This window comes from Aminobacter sp. 01T433, from assembly GCF_056398585.1.
This window is the reverse complement of the sequence record NZ_JBFTPR010000004.1, coordinates 269,593-283,525: the sequence shown is the minus strand read 5'-3', so window position 1 is coordinate 283,525 and position 13,933 is coordinate 269,593. Positions and strand designations below refer to the sequence as shown.

15 protein-coding genes, 1 tRNA gene and 1 riboswitch are annotated in these 13,933 nt (G+C 63.1%); of the genes, 5 read left to right on the top strand and 11 right to left on the bottom strand.

Features of this window, described 5'->3' with window-relative positions; all coding sequences use genetic code 11:
* The first annotated feature begins 22 nt into the window (after window positions 1-22).
* The gene (gene rhaI, locus AC1DLV_RS08855) at window positions 23-1,312 is read left to right on the top strand and encodes an L-rhamnose catabolism isomerase (RefSeq protein WP_476799178.1); all 1,290 of its coding nucleotides are present in this window, start codon (window positions 23-25) and stop codon (window positions 1,310-1,312) included.
* Here rhaI and AC1DLV_RS08850 read toward each other — a convergent pair.
* Together AC1DLV_RS08850 and cobD are read right to left on the bottom strand one after the other, a co-directional pair.
* Window positions 1,309-1,812, bottom strand: a complete 504-nt coding sequence (locus tag AC1DLV_RS08850) for a tyrosine phosphatase family protein (RefSeq protein WP_476799177.1) — start codon at window positions 1,810-1,812, stop codon at window positions 1,309-1,311. The genes rhaI and AC1DLV_RS08850 overlap by 4 nt on opposite strands.
* The gene (gene cobD / locus AC1DLV_RS08845; protein ID WP_476799176.1) at window positions 1,809-2,864 is read right to left on the bottom strand and encodes a threonine-phosphate decarboxylase CobD; all 1,056 of its coding nucleotides are present in this window, start codon (window positions 2,862-2,864) and stop codon (window positions 1,809-1,811) included. The genes AC1DLV_RS08850 and cobD overlap by 4 nt, the downstream gene beginning before the upstream one ends.
* Here cobD and cbiB point away from each other — a divergent pair.
* The gene (gene cbiB / locus AC1DLV_RS08840; protein ID WP_476799175.1) at window positions 2,863-3,828 is read left to right on the top strand and encodes an adenosylcobinamide-phosphate synthase CbiB; all 966 of its coding nucleotides are present in this window, start codon (window positions 2,863-2,865) and stop codon (window positions 3,826-3,828) included. The two genes, cobD and cbiB, sit on opposite strands and share 2 nt — an antisense overlap.
* 6 nt (window positions 3,829-3,834) lie before the next feature.
* Here cbiB and cobO read toward each other — a convergent pair whose 3' ends face one another.
* The 5 genes from cobO to AC1DLV_RS08815 all read right to left on the bottom strand — a co-directional run bounded on the left by cobO (window position 3,835) and on the right by AC1DLV_RS08815 (window position 6,902).
* Complete coding sequence (gene cobO, locus AC1DLV_RS08835; RefSeq protein WP_476799174.1) at window positions 3,835-4,452, bottom strand: cob(I)yrinic acid a,c-diamide adenosyltransferase; 618 nt, start codon at window positions 4,450-4,452, stop codon at window positions 3,835-3,837.
* Window position 4,453: 1 nt separating this feature from the next.
* Window positions 4,454-4,963, bottom strand: a complete 510-nt coding sequence (gene cobU, locus AC1DLV_RS08830; RefSeq protein ID WP_476799173.1) for a bifunctional adenosylcobinamide kinase/adenosylcobinamide-phosphate guanylyltransferase — start codon at window positions 4,961-4,963, stop codon at window positions 4,454-4,456.
* A complete protein-coding gene (locus tag AC1DLV_RS08825) occupies window positions 4,956-5,720 on the bottom strand; it encodes a CbtA family protein (protein ID WP_476799172.1) in 765 nt (254 codons plus the stop codon). The genes cobU and AC1DLV_RS08825 overlap by 8 nt, the downstream gene beginning before the upstream one ends.
* A 15-nt stretch (window positions 5,721-5,735) precedes the next feature.
* The gene (locus AC1DLV_RS08820) at window positions 5,736-5,912 is read right to left on the bottom strand and encodes a CbtB domain-containing protein (RefSeq protein WP_476799171.1); all 177 of its coding nucleotides are present in this window, start codon (window positions 5,910-5,912) and stop codon (window positions 5,736-5,738) included.
* 36 nt (window positions 5,913-5,948) lie between these two features.
* A riboswitch (cobalamin riboswitch) is annotated at window positions 5,949-6,145 on the bottom strand.
* A 67-nt stretch (window positions 6,146-6,212) separates the two neighbouring features.
* Window positions 6,213-6,902, bottom strand: a complete 690-nt coding sequence (locus AC1DLV_RS08815) for a gamma-glutamylcyclotransferase (protein WP_476799170.1) — start codon at window positions 6,900-6,902, stop codon at window positions 6,213-6,215.
* 120 nt (window positions 6,903-7,022) lie between these two features.
* Between AC1DLV_RS08815 and AC1DLV_RS08810 the strand changes: the two genes are divergently transcribed.
* On the top strand, window positions 7,023-8,021 hold the full coding sequence (locus AC1DLV_RS08810) for an acetyltransferase domain-containing protein (protein ID WP_476799169.1): 999 nt from the start codon (window positions 7,023-7,025) through the stop codon (window positions 8,019-8,021).
* Window positions 8,018-8,494: a methyltransferase family protein gene (locus AC1DLV_RS08805; RefSeq protein WP_476799168.1), complete on the top strand. Its 477-nt coding sequence runs from the start codon at window positions 8,018-8,020 to the stop codon at window positions 8,492-8,494. Before AC1DLV_RS08810 ends, AC1DLV_RS08805 begins: the two co-directional genes overlap by 4 nt.
* 7 nt (window positions 8,495-8,501) lie before the next feature.
* Here the strand turns inward: AC1DLV_RS08805 and AC1DLV_RS08800 are convergent, their stop codons facing one another.
* The 3 genes from AC1DLV_RS08800 to AC1DLV_RS08790 form a co-directional block, all read right to left on the bottom strand.
* Window positions 8,502-8,888 carry a MerR family transcriptional regulator gene (locus tag AC1DLV_RS08800; protein ID WP_476783864.1) on the bottom strand — a complete coding sequence of 129 codons (387 nt, stop codon included), beginning with the start codon at window positions 8,886-8,888 and terminating at the stop codon, window positions 8,502-8,504.
* A gap of 161 nt (window positions 8,889-9,049) precedes the next feature.
* The gene (gene mgtE / locus AC1DLV_RS08795; RefSeq protein WP_476799167.1) at window positions 9,050-10,480 is read right to left on the bottom strand and encodes a magnesium transporter; all 1,431 of its coding nucleotides are present in this window, start codon (window positions 10,478-10,480) and stop codon (window positions 9,050-9,052) included.
* Window positions 10,481-10,605: 125 nt separating this feature from the next.
* A complete protein-coding gene (locus AC1DLV_RS08790; protein WP_476799166.1) occupies window positions 10,606-11,028 on the bottom strand; it encodes a MerR family transcriptional regulator in 423 nt (140 codons plus the stop codon).
* Between the two features lie 72 nt (window positions 11,029-11,100).
* Here AC1DLV_RS08790 and AC1DLV_RS08785 point away from each other — a divergent pair, with 72 nt between their 5' ends.
* Complete coding sequence (locus AC1DLV_RS08785) at window positions 11,101-13,380, top strand: heavy metal translocating P-type ATPase (protein WP_476799165.1); 2,280 nt, start codon at window positions 11,101-11,103, stop codon at window positions 13,378-13,380.
* Window positions 13,381-13,753: 373 nt separating this feature from the next.
* On the opposite strand, the gene AC1DLV_RS08780 is transcribed toward AC1DLV_RS08785, so the two are convergent.
* Window positions 13,754-13,838, bottom strand: a tRNA-Leu gene (locus tag AC1DLV_RS08780).
* Window positions 13,839-13,933 lie beyond the last annotated feature (95 nt).

The following is a 13,933-nucleotide window of genomic DNA, read 5'->3' as shown; positions in this document are numbered from 1 at the left end:
TCGGGACGGGGAGGAACTGCTGATGGAACATGTGATCGACAAGACCGTCGTCGAAAAAGACAACGCCGCGCGTGAAAAGAACCTTGCCCGCGATTACGACACGCTCGGCGAGCAGCTCGACCGGCGCGGCATCAAGATCGACGCCATCCGCGACAAGGTCCAAAATTTCGGTGTGGCGATCCCGTCCTGGGGCGTCGGCACCGGCGGTACCCGCTTCGCGCGTTTCCCGGGTGCTGGCGAGCCGCGCGACATCTTCGACAAGATCGAGGACTGCGCCGTCATCAACGAACTGACCAGGGCGACGCCGACAGTCTCGCTGCACATTCCGTGGGACAAAGCCGACGCCAACAGACTGAAGCAGGCGGCGAGCCGCTTCGGCCTCGGCTTCGACGCGATGAACTCCAACACCTTCTCCGACGCCAGGGATCAGGAGCGTTCCTACAAATACGGCTCGCTGTCGCATGCGGACGCCGGCACGCGCCAGCAGGCCATCGAGCACAATCTCGAATGCATCGAGATCGGCAAGACGATCGGCTCCAAGGCGCTGACGGTCTGGATCGGCGACGGATCGAATTTCCCCGGCCAGGTCAATTTTGCCAAGGCCTTCGAGCGTTATCTTGATTCGATGCGCGAGATTTATGCCGCCTTGCCCGAGGACTGGCGGCTGTTTTCCGAGCATAAGATGTACGAACCGGCCTTCTATTCGACGGTCGTGCAGGACTGGGGCACCAACTACATCATCGCAAAGGAATTGGGACCGAAGGCATTCTGCCTCGTCGATCTTGGCCACCACGCACCAAACGTCAACATCGAGATGATCGTCTCCCGGTTGATCCAGTTCAAAAAGCTCGGCGGCTTCCATTTCAACGATTCGAAATATGGCGACGACGACCTCGACGCCGGCTCGATCGACCCATACCGGCTGTTCCTCGTCTTCAACGAGTTGGTCGATGCCGAGCTGAACCACGCCGACGGCTTCAACCCGGCCCATATGCTCGACCAGAGCCATAACGTTACTGACCCGATCGAGAGCCTGATGCTGTCGTCGGTCGAGGTGCAGCGCGCCTATGCGACGGCACTTCTGGTCGACCGCAAGGCGCTGGAAGGCTTCCAGGAGGCCAATGACGCGCTGATGGCGACCCAGACGCTTAAAGTTGCCTACCGCACCGACGTCGAGCCGATCCTTGCCATGGCTCGCCTCAGGTCAGGCGGCGCCATTGACCCCGTCGCCACATACCGTGCGGCGGGCTATCGCGCCAAGGTGGCTGCGGAGCGCCCGGCGGTAACAGGCGGCAGCGGCGGTATTGTCTAAAGCTCCAGCCCGAAGGGCACGCCTTCGAAACAATCGGCGCCGCGTCCAATTGCGGCGATGGCCGCCACCATGCGGCCATTGCGTCCGAGAATCTGGTCGGCGACGGCGATCAACCGGGGGTTGGGCGTCGCCGATGGCGACAGACGGCGCAGGGTCGTCGCCAACTCGGCCTCATCGCGCGCCGGCGAAAATGCGGCAGCGATGATGTAGGCCGAAGCCGTCGAGCGGCTGACTCCGGCGTAGCAATTGATCGCCAGCGGCCGCGACCGGTCCCAATCTCGGGCAAAATCGAGGATACGGCGCACATGCGCCTCGCCCGGCAGCGTCATGCCGTCCTGCTCGGCCGAGATGTCGTGCATGTTCATCAAAAGATGATTTTCGGCACGGATCGCCTCCGGACGCGTCATCTCCGTGCCAACCGACAGCAGCGAGATCAGCCGCTCGGCGCCGATACGCGAGACTGTCTCGTCGACCTTGGATAGCGGGCAGACATAGATCATCCTGCGGCGCCCTTCGCCTCTTGCCGATCCTGCGCCCAGTCGCCCAGCGCCACATCAAGCCGCCGCCATTCCAATTCCGTACCCGGAACACCGCAGCGCAGTTGCGTCGGACGGTCGGCGAAGCTGCGCACCAAGATACCTTGACGGCCAAGCGCCTGGAACAGACCGCTAGCGTCGTCGATGTCGACGTGCCGGAACAGTGAGGTCCCACCCGTCACGATAATGCCGGCGCGGGCGAAGGCCTGGTCGAGCCGGTGGGCGGCATGCGCAAGCGTCGTCCGCATCTCCCGGTGCCAGTCGGCATCGGCAAGTGCCTTGATGCCATATTCCAGCGCCGGCACGGCAACCGACCAGGGGCCGAGCTCTTCTTCCAGCCGTCCTGATATGGCTGGGTTTGATAGGGCAAAGCCAAGCCTGATGCCCGCGAGCCCGAAGAACTTGCCGAACGAGCGCAACACTACGATGCCGCCGAGATCGACATCGCCGGCAATGCTCTCGGCCTGTGGCCCAACATCCATGAAGGCTTCGTCGACAACCAGAAGCCCGCCTCTGGCGCGCAGCTTGGCTGCGAGATCGAGCAGATCGGTCCGCGACACAACGCGCCCATCCGGGTTGTTCGGATTGACCACCACGGCAAGGTCGGCTTCGGCCAACCGCTCGAACGAACGCACCTCGGCCACCTCGTGCCCGGCGATTGCCGCGGCACGCGCATGCTCCTGATAGGTAGGCCCGAGCACATGTGCCCGGCCCGGCCGCACCAGCGACGCAATGCGTGGCAGAAGGATCTGCGTGCCGGGCGCGGGCACCACATTGGCCGCCGTGGGCGCGCCATATGCAGTTGCGGCAATGGCGGCAAGATCGCGCGCGCGGCCCGGTTCAGGCAGCCGCGACAAGGCTGTGGCAGGCAGCTCGAAAAGCGGATAGGAGTGCGGATTGATCCCGGTCGACAAGTCGACGAACGGCTCGGGCGCTCCAGGAAACAGCGCCCTCGCCCGTTCCAGGCTGCCGCCGTGCTCGACCGTTCCAGTCCTTCGTCCATCAAGAAGCGTCATGTTTGTTCCGCTTGCCTTCCTGTCGCTTCTGTTCGAACTCGGTCTCGGTTACCCGGACCGGCTGGTGCGTGCCATCGGCCATCCGGTGATCTGGATCGGCCAGCTGATATCCTTTCTCGACATCAGCCTCAACCGCGCCACCGATACCGACGCCAGGCGCCGTATTTTGGGTGTCGTTGCCCTGGCCGTCATAGTTGCCGTGCCGGCCACGCTTGCGTTTGCCGTCGAGCGCCTGTTCGGGCTTGTCCCCTTCGGCATCCTTCTCACCGCGATCGCCGCCTCCAGTCTTGTCGCCCAGCGCAGCCTAGGCAGCCATGTGAAGGCGGTAGCCGACGCGCTCGACAGCGGCGGCATAGTCGCCGGCCGCAAGGCGGTGTCGCAGATCGTCGGCCGCGACCCGGAAAGCCTCGACGAAGCAGGCGTCAGCCGTGCGGCGATCGAAAGCCTGGCCGAGAATTTCTCCGACGGCATCACCGCACCCGCCTTCTGGCTCGCCGTCTTCGGTTTCGCCGGCGGTGCCGCCTACAAGTCTGCCAACACCGCCGATTCGATGATCGGCCACCGCACCAAACGCCACGAAGCTTTTGGCTGGGCTGCGGCGCGTTTCGACGACCTGATCAACCTGCCGGCGTCGCGGCTAACAGCCCTGTTGATCGTCCTTGCCGCCTTCCTCGTCCCTGGCACTGATCCTCACCGCGCGTGGCAGGCAGTCTGGCGCGATGCCAAGAAACACCGCTCGCCCAATGCCGGCTGGCCCGAAGCCGCCATGGCTGGCGCGCTCGGCCTCGCCCTTGCCGGTCCGCGCGCCTATGGCGGAGTGATGGTCGACGACGCCTTCATGGGCGACGGCGGCCGGCGCGAAGCCAACGCCCAGGATATTCGCGCCGCACTCCGTCTCTACTGGAAAGCCGATGCGCTGATGGTTGGCGCGATGGGCTTGATCGCGGTCGTCCTCTGGCTCTAGCGCCCGTTAGAACTCGATGCCCTTCTGCGCCTTCACCCCAGCTGCAAAATGGTGCTTGGTGGCGCCCATCTCGGTGACGAGATCAGCCGCCTCGACCAGTGCCGGCTTGGCGTTGCGGCCGGTGACGACAACGTGCAGGCCTTCGCGGCGGCCCTTGAGCGCAGCCACCACCGTTTCGAGATCGAGATAGTCGTAGCGCAGCGCGATGTTGAGTTCGTCGAGCACGACCAGCGCGATGCTGGGATCGGCCATCAGTTCCTGAGCCTTGGCCCATGCGGCCTCGGCGGCGGCGATGTCACGCTTGATGTCCTGCGTTTCCCAGGTGAAACCCTCGCCCATCGTGTGCCAGACGACGCGGTCGCCAAAGGCGGCAAACGCGTCCTGCTCGCCCGAATGCCACGCGCCCTTGATGAACTGCACCACGCCCACCCGATGGCCGTAGCCGAGCATGCGCAGCGCAAGTCCGAAGGCTGCCGTGGACTTGCCCTTGCCGGGACCGGTGTTGACGATCAGCAGGCCCTTTTCGACAATGGTCTTTTCCGCCACCTCGGCGTCCTGCACCGCCTTGCGCTTGGCCATCTTGGCACGATGGCGCTCGGCTTCGGTCTCGTTGATTTCCTTCATCTCATTTCACCTTCATCGGCAGCCCGGCGACCATGAACAGCACCTCGTCGGCACCGGCCGCCACCATTTGATTGAGCCTGCCGGCTGCGTCGCGGAAGCGGCGGGCAAGCGCATTGTCCGGCACAATGCCGAGCCCGACCTCATTGGCAACGACAAACCACGGGCCGCGCGGTCGCGCCAGCACCTCAGCGAGCCGAGCACTTTCAGCCTCGACGTCATGCTCGGCCAGCATGTGATTGGTAAGCCACAGCGTCAGGCAGTCGACCAGCACCGGTTCGCCGTCAGCAACGCTGTCGAGCACTCCCACAAGATCAAGCGGCGCATCCAGCGTCCGCCAGCCTTCGCCGCGCCTGGAGCGATGGATGTCGATGCGCTCGCGCATCTCGTCGTCATAAGCCTGCGCGGTGGCGATATACGTCCACGGCGCAGGAAATGCGGTGATCAGGCGTTCGGCATGCGCGCTCTTTCCAGAGCGCGCACCGCCAAGCAGAAATGTCAGCTTCTCAGGCAAAGCTGCCGCGCAATGCGCCCTGCGAACCCATGAAGCGCTGCCGCACAGCCCCCGCGACGGCACCGAGCACCACCCAGAACACCAGATTGGTGATGGTCACCGCAACGACGAAGCTGCGATGCAGGTCGGCAGGGATCGGCGAATCATGGCTTTCCGGCTGCGGCGCACCAATGATGTGCGGAGCAACGATCAGCGCCACGCCAAGGATGGCGAGCGGCAAAGACTGTTTGAAAGCGATCAGCGCCAGTCCGGCTGCGGTTGCCACCACCGTCAGCGTCCACCAGATCTGGCGGTCGCCAAGATCGGCAGCCGGCATCGCCGGCAGTTCCGGTGGCAAGCCCAGGCCGGGTGCAAGGGTGAAGACGGCAAAGCCGGCAAAACCCCAGAACACGCCCTGGCGCCAGTTGGCGATACCTCCGGCGAATTCGGAAACGGCAACCAGGATCAGCGCGAAAGCGACGCCACTGATGATGTTTGCGAACGCCGAATAGGCAAAACGTTCAAAGCCATCGGCGGGAGCCCAGGCTTCGACTTCTTCTTCAGCGGGAGCTGCAGCCTGTGCCGCAGGTTCTGGCGCGGTCACCTCAGTGCCAGCCGCCGGTGCGGCAGCGTGGTCATGACCGCCGCCGGCATTTTCAAACGTCTCAGCCTTGAGGATCAGCGGAACGGTTGCATAGGTTTGGAGCGCGGCAAGGACCACGCCGGCCAATAGGCCGCTGATCGCCGCGATGAACACGACGTTGCGAAATACGGACATGGTTGGTTGCTTTCGTTAGTGGCAGGGGAAAGCCATCGAGTGGCGATAGTCGTGGGCAGCGTTGTGCACCACGTCCATGTGCGAGAACCCGAGGAAGCCAACAACGAAAAGGCCGAGCAGCGCCGCAAGGGCGAGCTGCATGGTGCGCGACTGCGAGGAAACGTCGGCGCCGATTGCGGAAACAGTGTTCATCTTAAAGTCCTTTCGCCCTCCACCCGAGGGCCGCGAGAAGTGTTCCTGTCGCCGGCAGGTCTCCTGGCTTGCGGATCGACACCCTTCCCCGCCTTCCCGAAGCAAGCTTCAGTGGCATTTGGGGAGAGCTAGCCGCATACAGTTGCGGGGGCAGCCACGGCTTCGGACCCTCAAAAAGCCCTTACCGCATTCCCTCTTGATTCCGTTACGGAACCGACGACGCCGCGACTATAGAAACAAATGCCATGGGCGGCAAACCAAATTCCGACGCCGGGCAGTGCGAATGCGGCGTTTGGGCGATCAGGCCCGTGCCGCTATTCGCTCGGCCACCAGATGCTGCAGCCGCCACAGATGGCGGTCGTGGATGGCGCGTTGCTCCAGGTTCTTCACCACATTGTAGAGATAATCGGCCGCGGAGCCCCAATGGCCGCAGGTCGTGGCCAGCCGCTCGACGACTTCGTCTTCCCCAAGAGCTCCGGCATAGGCGCGGCCGGCGCGATTGACGACGAAGGCAAGTGCGGTCAGCGGACCGTCATCTGTGGCAAGGGTCAGCCAGCGTGGCTTGTAGGTCGAAGGCTTCAGCGTCATCTCGCGGCGGTAGAGCTTGTCGAGCTGCGCGCGCCTGTCGCCATCCATGAGCCTGAGCGCCACGCCCTTGCACTGGCCGCCACGATCCATCCCCATCATCAGGCCGGGCTGGTCTTTCGTTGCCCGCCAGCGGTTCATGCTGACGCAAAACGAGCGGTGCCAGCCCCGCGCCAGCGCTACCTTTTCCTCGGTGTGCTCGACCTCAGGCTTCCAGATCAGCGAACCATAGGCAAACAGCCAAAGCGGGCCGCCCTCCGGATGCGCCGAAAGCGTCTCATCGATCATCGCCTCATAGTCGGCATCGTCGAGATGCACTGCATCCGGATCGGGGCCGGCATCGGCTACGTCGCGATGGCAACGCGCCACCAGTTCTTCGGTCAGCGACATCCTGCGTCCGGTCATCCCCACCTTCAATTCCTTAACCCTGTGCATGACCGGCAGCGCGGCTCTCTACCGCCCCGCTTCAACCATGATAGTGCTGCATGGGCGCAGCAACACGCGAGAACGCCGAAGCGATTGGCCATGACGATGCATCCGAGCACTGAACAAGTTCAAGCCCCTTTACGGCGCGTGTCGGTCATCGACATCGCCCGTGGCGTAGCCCTCGTCGCCATGGCGATCTATCACTTTGCCTGGGATCTCGAGTTCTTTGGCTACGCCGATCCGGGCATGACCGCCTATGGCAACTGGAAGCTTTTTGCGCGCTGCATCGCCTCGAGCTTCCTGTTCCTCGTCGGCGTCAGCCTGGTATTGGCCCATGCCAAGGGCATCCGCTGGCCCGGCTACTGGCGAAGGCTTGGCATGGTGGTCGCGGCAGCGCTGGCGATCACGGTCGCAACCTGGTTTGCCACACCCGACACCTTCATCTTCTTCGGCATCCTGCACCAGATCGCGCTGGCCAGCGTACTCGGCCTTGCCTTCCTGCGCCTGCCCGCCCTGCTGACGCTGGTCATTGCCGCCTTGGTCATCGCAGCACCAAACTATCTGCGCTCGGACGCCTTCAACCATCCCGCGCTTTTGTGGATCGGCCTGTCCACCGTCAATCCGCGCTCCAACGATTTCGTACCGCTGTTTCCCTGGTTTGGCGCGGTTTTAACCGGCATTGGCGTTGCCGGCCTCGCGCTCAAGGCAGGCCTGTTTGAGAAATTGTCCCGCCTCCAGCCCGGCGCCTGGTCGCGACCGCTCAGCTTTTTCGGCCGCCACAGCCTTGCTTTCTATCTCATCCACCAGCCGGTGATGATTTCGCTGGTCTGGGCCTTCGCCCAAATTTTCCCGGCTCCCGTCGAAACGCGCGAAGTGACGTTCCTCAAATCGTGCCAGCGCTCGTGCGAGCAAAGCCGCGACACGGATTTCTGCTCGCGCTACTGTGTGTGCATGCTCGACGAGTTGCAGAAGGATGATTCGTTCGACCGCCTCTATGCCGCAGACCAGAGCCCGGAACTCAAGGCGCTTGTCGGGCAAACCGCTGCCATGTGCTCGACCAACACCGACAACCAGACGATACCAGGAGGAGCGCAATGACCGACCTCAACGCCGCCCCCAGCAGGGTGCCATGGCCGCCGATCGTCTATCTCCTGGCTATCGCGGTGGCTGTAGTCCTCGGACTGCTCTACCCCTTGCCTTGGCTCACCGAGCCGCTGTCGGACCTGCTTTACGCGGCCGGCTGGTTGGCTGTGGCCGGCGTGGTTGCGATCTATTACTCAGCCATGCAGACGCTGAAGCGCGCGAAGACCACGATCCGCCCCGACAGGCCCTCGGAGCATCTGGTGACCTCGGGCGCCTTTTCCTTCACCCGCAACCCGATCTACTTCGCCAATACGCTGTTGATGATCGCCATTGGCCTGATCACGTCCAGCGTCTGGTTCATCGTCCTTGCGGTGATCGCGGCCTTCGGCACGCAGAAACTCGCCATCGAGCGCGAGGAAAAGCACCTGCAAGCCCGCTTCGGCAAGAAATATATCGATTATAAAAAGAAGGTGCGGCGCTGGATCTGACCAGCGCTCAGGTGTTGACGCCGAGTTCGACCAGCCGTTCGACGCAGGATTCTTCGGCCTGATCGAGTTCGGCCAGCGTCTCCTCGAGGTCGCGGCGCTTCTGGCGCAGATCCTCGCGCTTTTCTTCGATGCGCTTGATCATCAGCTTGAGCTGACCAACCTCGCCGGGGGGCGCGCGATACATCTGGATGATCTCGCGAATCTCGTTGATCGAGAATCCAAGCCGCTTGCCGCGCATGATCTGCCGAATGAGCTGCCGGTCAGAAGGGCGGAACAGGCGGGTGCGGCCACGGCGGACTGGCTGCACCAGCCCCTCGTCCTCATAAAAACGCAGCGTCCGCGTCGAAATGTCGAATTCGCGGGTCAATTCGGTGATCGAGTAATATTCCCGCATCGTCTCTCCACCCAGCCAGCGTCGCCGCGCCGCTTTCAAATCATGCCGCGCTAGCCGAGGCGATCACGCCATGCGACAGTACACGCCGCGCAGCCAAAAGGACCCTTTTTGATCCCCAAGGAGTCTCGCACGCGACTTACGTAAAAGTCAATTGAACAACCTTACCTCGCAGCCGCGCCAAGATGCAGCCACCAGGTGGCAAGGCTGAGGAAGGCAAGGAAGCCGATGACATCGGTGATCATGGTCGTGAAGATCGAGGACGAGATCGCCGGGTCTGCGCCGAATTTGTCGAGCAACAGCGGGATCAGGATGCCCCCGAGTGCCGCAGCCAGCATGTTGAGCACCATGGCGGCGGCGATGACGAAGCCCAGGTCCGGGTTGTGAAACCACAGGCCTGCGACCAGGCCGAGGATCGTTGCGATGATCGCGCCATTGAGCAGGCCCACCATCACCTCGCGGCGAATGACGCGACCTGCATTGTAGATGTCGAGGTCGCGGGTGGCGAGCGCACGCACGGTCACCGTCATCGTCTGCGTGCCGGCATTGCCGCCGAGCGAAGCGACGATCGGCATCAGTGCAGCCAAGGCCACCATCTCCTCGATCGTGGCGCCAAACTGGCTGATGACCGATGCCGAGATGAAGGCGGTACCAAGATTGACCAGAAGCCATGGCACGCGCGAGCGCGAGGTCGCGCGCACGGTATCGGACAACTCCTCGTCGCCGACGCCGCCCATGCGCAAGAGGTCTTCCTCGGCTTCCTGCTGGATGACGTCGACCACGTCATCGATGGTCAGCACGCCGACGAGGCGCTCGTTCTCGTCGACGACGGCGGCGGAGAGCAGATCATATTGCTCGAATTCGCGCGCAGCCTCTTCCTGGTCCATCGTCGCCGGGATGGCGTGGCGCGTCTCGTGCATCACCTCTTCGATCTTGACCGCGCGCTTGGTACGCAGGATCTGGTCAAGGTCGACAGCACCCAGCAGCTTGAAGCTCGGATCAATGACAAAGACCTGGCTGAAACGGTCGGGCAAATCCTTGTCGTCGCGCAGATAGTCGATGGTCTGGCCAACGGTCCAGAACGGCGGCACCGCCACAAACTCGGTCTGCATGCGCCGACCGGCCGATTCTTCGGGATAGTCGAGCGAACGCCGCAGCCTGATGCGCTCGGTGAACGGCAGCTGCGCCAGGATCTCGTTCTGGTCCTCCGTGTCGAGGTCTTCCAGAATGTAGACCGCATCGTCCGAATCGAGTTCCTGGACCGCCTGGGCGATCTGCGCATTGGGAAGATTGTCGACGATATCGAGGCGGATCGCCTCGTCGACCTCGGTCAGCGCCGAGAAATCGAAATCCGAGCCCATCAGCTCGACCAGCGCCAGCCGCTGCTCGGGCAGCAAGGCTTCCAGCAGGTCGCCAAGTTCGGACTGGTGCAGGACGGAGACGTCGCGCTTCAGCGTCAGCGTATCGCGGTCGGCGATCGCAGCGCCGATATGGGCCAGGAATGAGGCAAGGATGACCCCGTCTTCGCCATAGATTTCGGCGCGGACAGCGTCAGCGGCGTCGGCGCCGTGCGTATGGTTGTATCGGGCTTCCATCGGCGCCTCCCGCTTGCGGATTTCGGGATCGAGGTGGGCTATCCCTAGCCCGCAAAGGGCGGGAATATCAAACGAAATACGGCTCGAGAGGCCGGCGCGGCATTGTCATTTCTGGCCTGTTTCAATCAGGCCACATGCTCGCTCACGCATTGCTTGTGGTCGGCCAGTACCTCGATGATGCGGCAGTCGCAAATGCGGCCATGACCGCATTCGTCGATCATGCGCGAAAGCTCGCCGCGCAGGGCCTGAAGCCGCTCGATGCGCCGGTCGACTTCGAGCAAGTGCGACTTGGCGATGCTGTCGGCCTGATGGCACGAGGCCTGCGGCTCCTGCGACATGACCAGCAACTCGCGGATATGATCGACTTCGAAGCCCAGCTCGCGCGCATGGCGGATGAAGTTGAGCCGGTCGATCTCGGTCTTGCCATAGCGGCGCTGATTGCCCTCGGTGCGCGGTGGCGCCGCAATCAGCCCGATCTGTTCATAAAAGCGGATCGTCGGCACTTTCACGCCTGTTCGCCGCGCCAGTTCGCCTATCGGCAGATTCATCGAAAAATCCTCTTGATGCTCTAGTGACTAGAGGTTCTAGCATGACTGCATATAGGATTGAAAGGACCCGAAATGAACGATGCCAGCCACGGCAAAACACGATTCCGCGTTGGCGGCATGGATTGCGCGTCTTGCGCGACCAAGATCGAAAACGCAGTCATCCGCCTCCCCGGCATCACCGAGGTTGGCATTTCGGTCTCAGCCGGCACGATGACGGTTTCGCATCAAGGACCAGCACCCTCTGCCGAAATTTCAAAGCAGATGAAGGCGCTCGGCTACTCCGTCGCCATGCTCGGTGCCGCGCGCACGGCAGAGGTCCACGACCACAAGCACGGTCCGTCCTGCAGCCACGATCACGACCACAGCGGCCACGATCACAGCCATGGTGACCACGCCGGGCACGATCACGGCGATCACTCCGGACACAACCATGGCGCGCCAGCCGCGAACACTGAAGACGCGGGCCACGCCCATTTCGACCTCGACGACGGCCCTTGGTGGACTTCGCGCAAGGCCAAGCTGACCATCGCCTGCGGTTCAGCACTCATTGCTGCCTATGCCATCGGCCAATTTCTGCCGCAGCTCGGCCATTGGGCATTTCTCGCGGCACTCGCAGTCGGTCTCGTGCCGGTATCGCGGCGCGCCTACGCCGCAGCCATGACTGGCACGCCGTTCTCGATCGAAACGCTAATGACCATCGCAGCCATCGGCGCCGTGTTCATCGGCGCCACCGAAGAAGCGGCGATGGTGGTGCTGCTATTCCTCATCGGCGAATTGCTGGAAGGCGTCGCCGCGCGCCGCGCTCGCGCCAGCATACGCGGCCTAGCTGATTTGGTGCCCAAGACAGCCCTGGTCGAGGAAGGCGGGTCAACCCGCGAAATGCCGGCCGATGCGGTTCAGGTCGGCGCGATCATACTGGTCAGGCCGGGCGACCGGGTTGCCGCCGATGGCACCATCGTCGAGGGTTCAAGCACGCTCGACGAAGCGCCGGTGACCGGCGAGAGCGTGCCGAGGTTGAAAACCACAGGCGATTCCGTCTTCGCCGGCACGATCAACACCGATGCCGTGCTCAGGGTCCGCGTCACTGCCGCCGCCGCCGACAATACGATCGCGCGCGTCATCAAGCTGGTCGAGGAGGCGCAGGAGAGCAAGGCGCCCACAGAACGCTTCATCGACAGCTTTTCGCGTTATTACACGCCGATGGTGCTGGTCGTCGGCGCACTCGTCGCCATTATGCCGCCGCTCGTCGCCGGCGGTTCGTGGGAAGAATGGATCTACAAGGGCCTCGCCATCCTATTGATCGGCTGCCCCTGCGCGCTCGTCATCTCAACGCCTGCCGCTATTGCCGCGGGCCTTTCCGCCGGTGCCCGCCGCGGCCTACTGCTCAAGGGCGGTGCCGTGCTCGAAGGCATGCGCCGCGTCACCACGGTCGCGCTCGATAAGACCGGCACGCTGACTGAAGGCAAGCCCAAGGTCACCGACATTATTGGCGTTGGCCGCTCGGAAGCCGATGTCCTGTCGCTGGCAGCTGCGCTTGAAACCGGCTCCAACCACCCGCTGGCCCTCGCCATCCTCGGCCGTGCCAAGGCGGACGGCGTGGCGATCCCTCCAGCGATTGACGCCAAGGCCGTCGCCGGCAAAGGCGTCACCGCCAAGGTCGGCGGCGAGGATGTGCTCCTGGCTTCGCCGCGTGCCGCCGAAGAATTGGCAGGATTGTCGACTGAGCTAAAGGGCCAGATCGCCGCCTTCAACGCCGACGGCAAAACCGTCTCGGTGCTGGTGGTCGCAAACAAGGTCGCGGGCATCCTCGCCATGCGCGACGAGCCGCGCGCAGACGCCATAGAAGCCCTTGCGATCCTCAAGGCCGACGGCATCGCCACGGTCATGCTGACCGGCGACAACGAAGCCACCGCCAAAGCAATAGGCAAGGGCCTCGGCATCGCCGTTCGCGCTGGCCTGATGCCCGACGACAAGCAGCGCATCGTGCGCGAGCTGCAGAAGCAGGGCCAGTTTGTCGCCAAGGTCGGCGACGGCATCAACGACGCCCCTGCCCTTGCCGCGGCCGATTTCGGCATCGCCATGGGCGGCGGCACCGACGTTGCGCTGGAAACCGCCGACGCTGCGATCCTGCATGGTCGTGTCACCGACATCCCTGACATGATCGCGCTGTCGAAAGCGGTGATGAACAACATCACCCTGAACATCACCATCGCACTAGGCCTCAAGGCAGTGTTCCTGGTGACGACCATCATCGGCCTAACCGGTCTGTGGCCGGCAATCCTGGCCGACACCGGCGCCACCGTGCTGGTCACTGCCAACGCCATGCGCCTGCTCGCCTGGCGCGGCCGCTGAGATAAAGTCCTCCCAAGGATTGCCCGGGGCCGTTCGACGGCTCCGGGCAATCGTGCATTCAATGGCAGGCCGCCAAGGCCGCCCCCGGAATCAAAAAAACTAGCGTCGAAAACCGAAGCCAATCGTCGGAAAGGCCAATCTTCAAAATGGATTGTGCAGGGATTCACGGCGACTCAAGCGCCCTTTTGCGCAACCGACAAGACGCGCAGCACTGTAGCTGCGCCTGATCGCGAGCCATAACGACCAACCGCAGCAAAGCTGCACAATCTTTTGTAAAGTCTTTGAAAAAGCCGGCTAGCCCCGGCGAGGTTCAAACTGTTTCGTCCTGTAAGGAACAGCTTGTTCAGGTGATTGGTTGTCACCTGAAAAGTGATGGTGCGGTCGAGAAGACTCGAACTTCCACGGGTTGCCCCACAGCGACCTCAACGCTGCGCGTCTACCAATTCCGCCACGACCGCACTGTCACAGAGGGCCGGTCCGAACCGGCTCGCGGCATGTAGCAAATCGTTTCCGGGGAGACAAGCGCCCTAAGCAATATTCGTCCATCATTCTT

Coding starts and splice junctions, on each gene's coding strand:
- AC1DLV_RS08815 (WP_476799170.1), bottom strand. CDS start 6,902: ATGACCGGACGCAGGATGTCGCTGACCGAAGAACTGGTGGCGCGTTGC.
- cobD (WP_476799176.1), bottom strand. CDS start 2,864: ATGACGCTTCTTGATGGACGAAGGACTGGAACGGTCGAGCACGGCGGC.
- AC1DLV_RS08790 (WP_476799166.1), bottom strand. CDS start 11,028: ATGAATCTGCCGATAGGCGAACTGGCGCGGCGAACAGGCGTGAAAGTG.
- AC1DLV_RS08825 (WP_476799172.1), bottom strand. CDS start 5,720: ATGTCCGTATTTCGCAACGTCGTGTTCATCGCGGCGATCAGCGGCCTA.
- AC1DLV_RS08805 (WP_476799168.1), top strand. CDS start 8,018: ATGACCGACCTCAACGCCGCCCCCAGCAGGGTGCCATGGCCGCCGATC.
- cbiB (WP_476799175.1), top strand. CDS start 2,863: ATGTTTGTTCCGCTTGCCTTCCTGTCGCTTCTGTTCGAACTCGGTCTC.
- AC1DLV_RS08800 (WP_476783864.1), bottom strand. CDS start 8,888: ATGCGGGAATATTACTCGATCACCGAATTGACCCGCGAATTCGACATT.
- rhaI (WP_476799178.1), top strand. CDS start 23: ATGGAACATGTGATCGACAAGACCGTCGTCGAAAAAGACAACGCCGCG.
- AC1DLV_RS08810 (WP_476799169.1), top strand. CDS start 7,023: ATGACGATGCATCCGAGCACTGAACAAGTTCAAGCCCCTTTACGGCGC.
- cobO (WP_476799174.1), bottom strand. CDS start 4,452: ATGAAGGAAATCAACGAGACCGAAGCCGAGCGCCATCGTGCCAAGATG.
- AC1DLV_RS08820 (WP_476799171.1), bottom strand. CDS start 5,912: ATGAACACTGTTTCCGCAATCGGCGCCGACGTTTCCTCGCAGTCGCGC.
- mgtE (WP_476799167.1), bottom strand. CDS start 10,480: ATGGAAGCCCGATACAACCATACGCACGGCGCCGACGCCGCTGACGCT.
- AC1DLV_RS08850 (WP_476799177.1), bottom strand. CDS start 1,812: ATGATCTATGTCTGCCCGCTATCCAAGGTCGACGAGACAGTCTCGCGT.
- AC1DLV_RS08785 (WP_476799165.1), top strand. CDS start 11,101: ATGAACGATGCCAGCCACGGCAAAACACGATTCCGCGTTGGCGGCATG.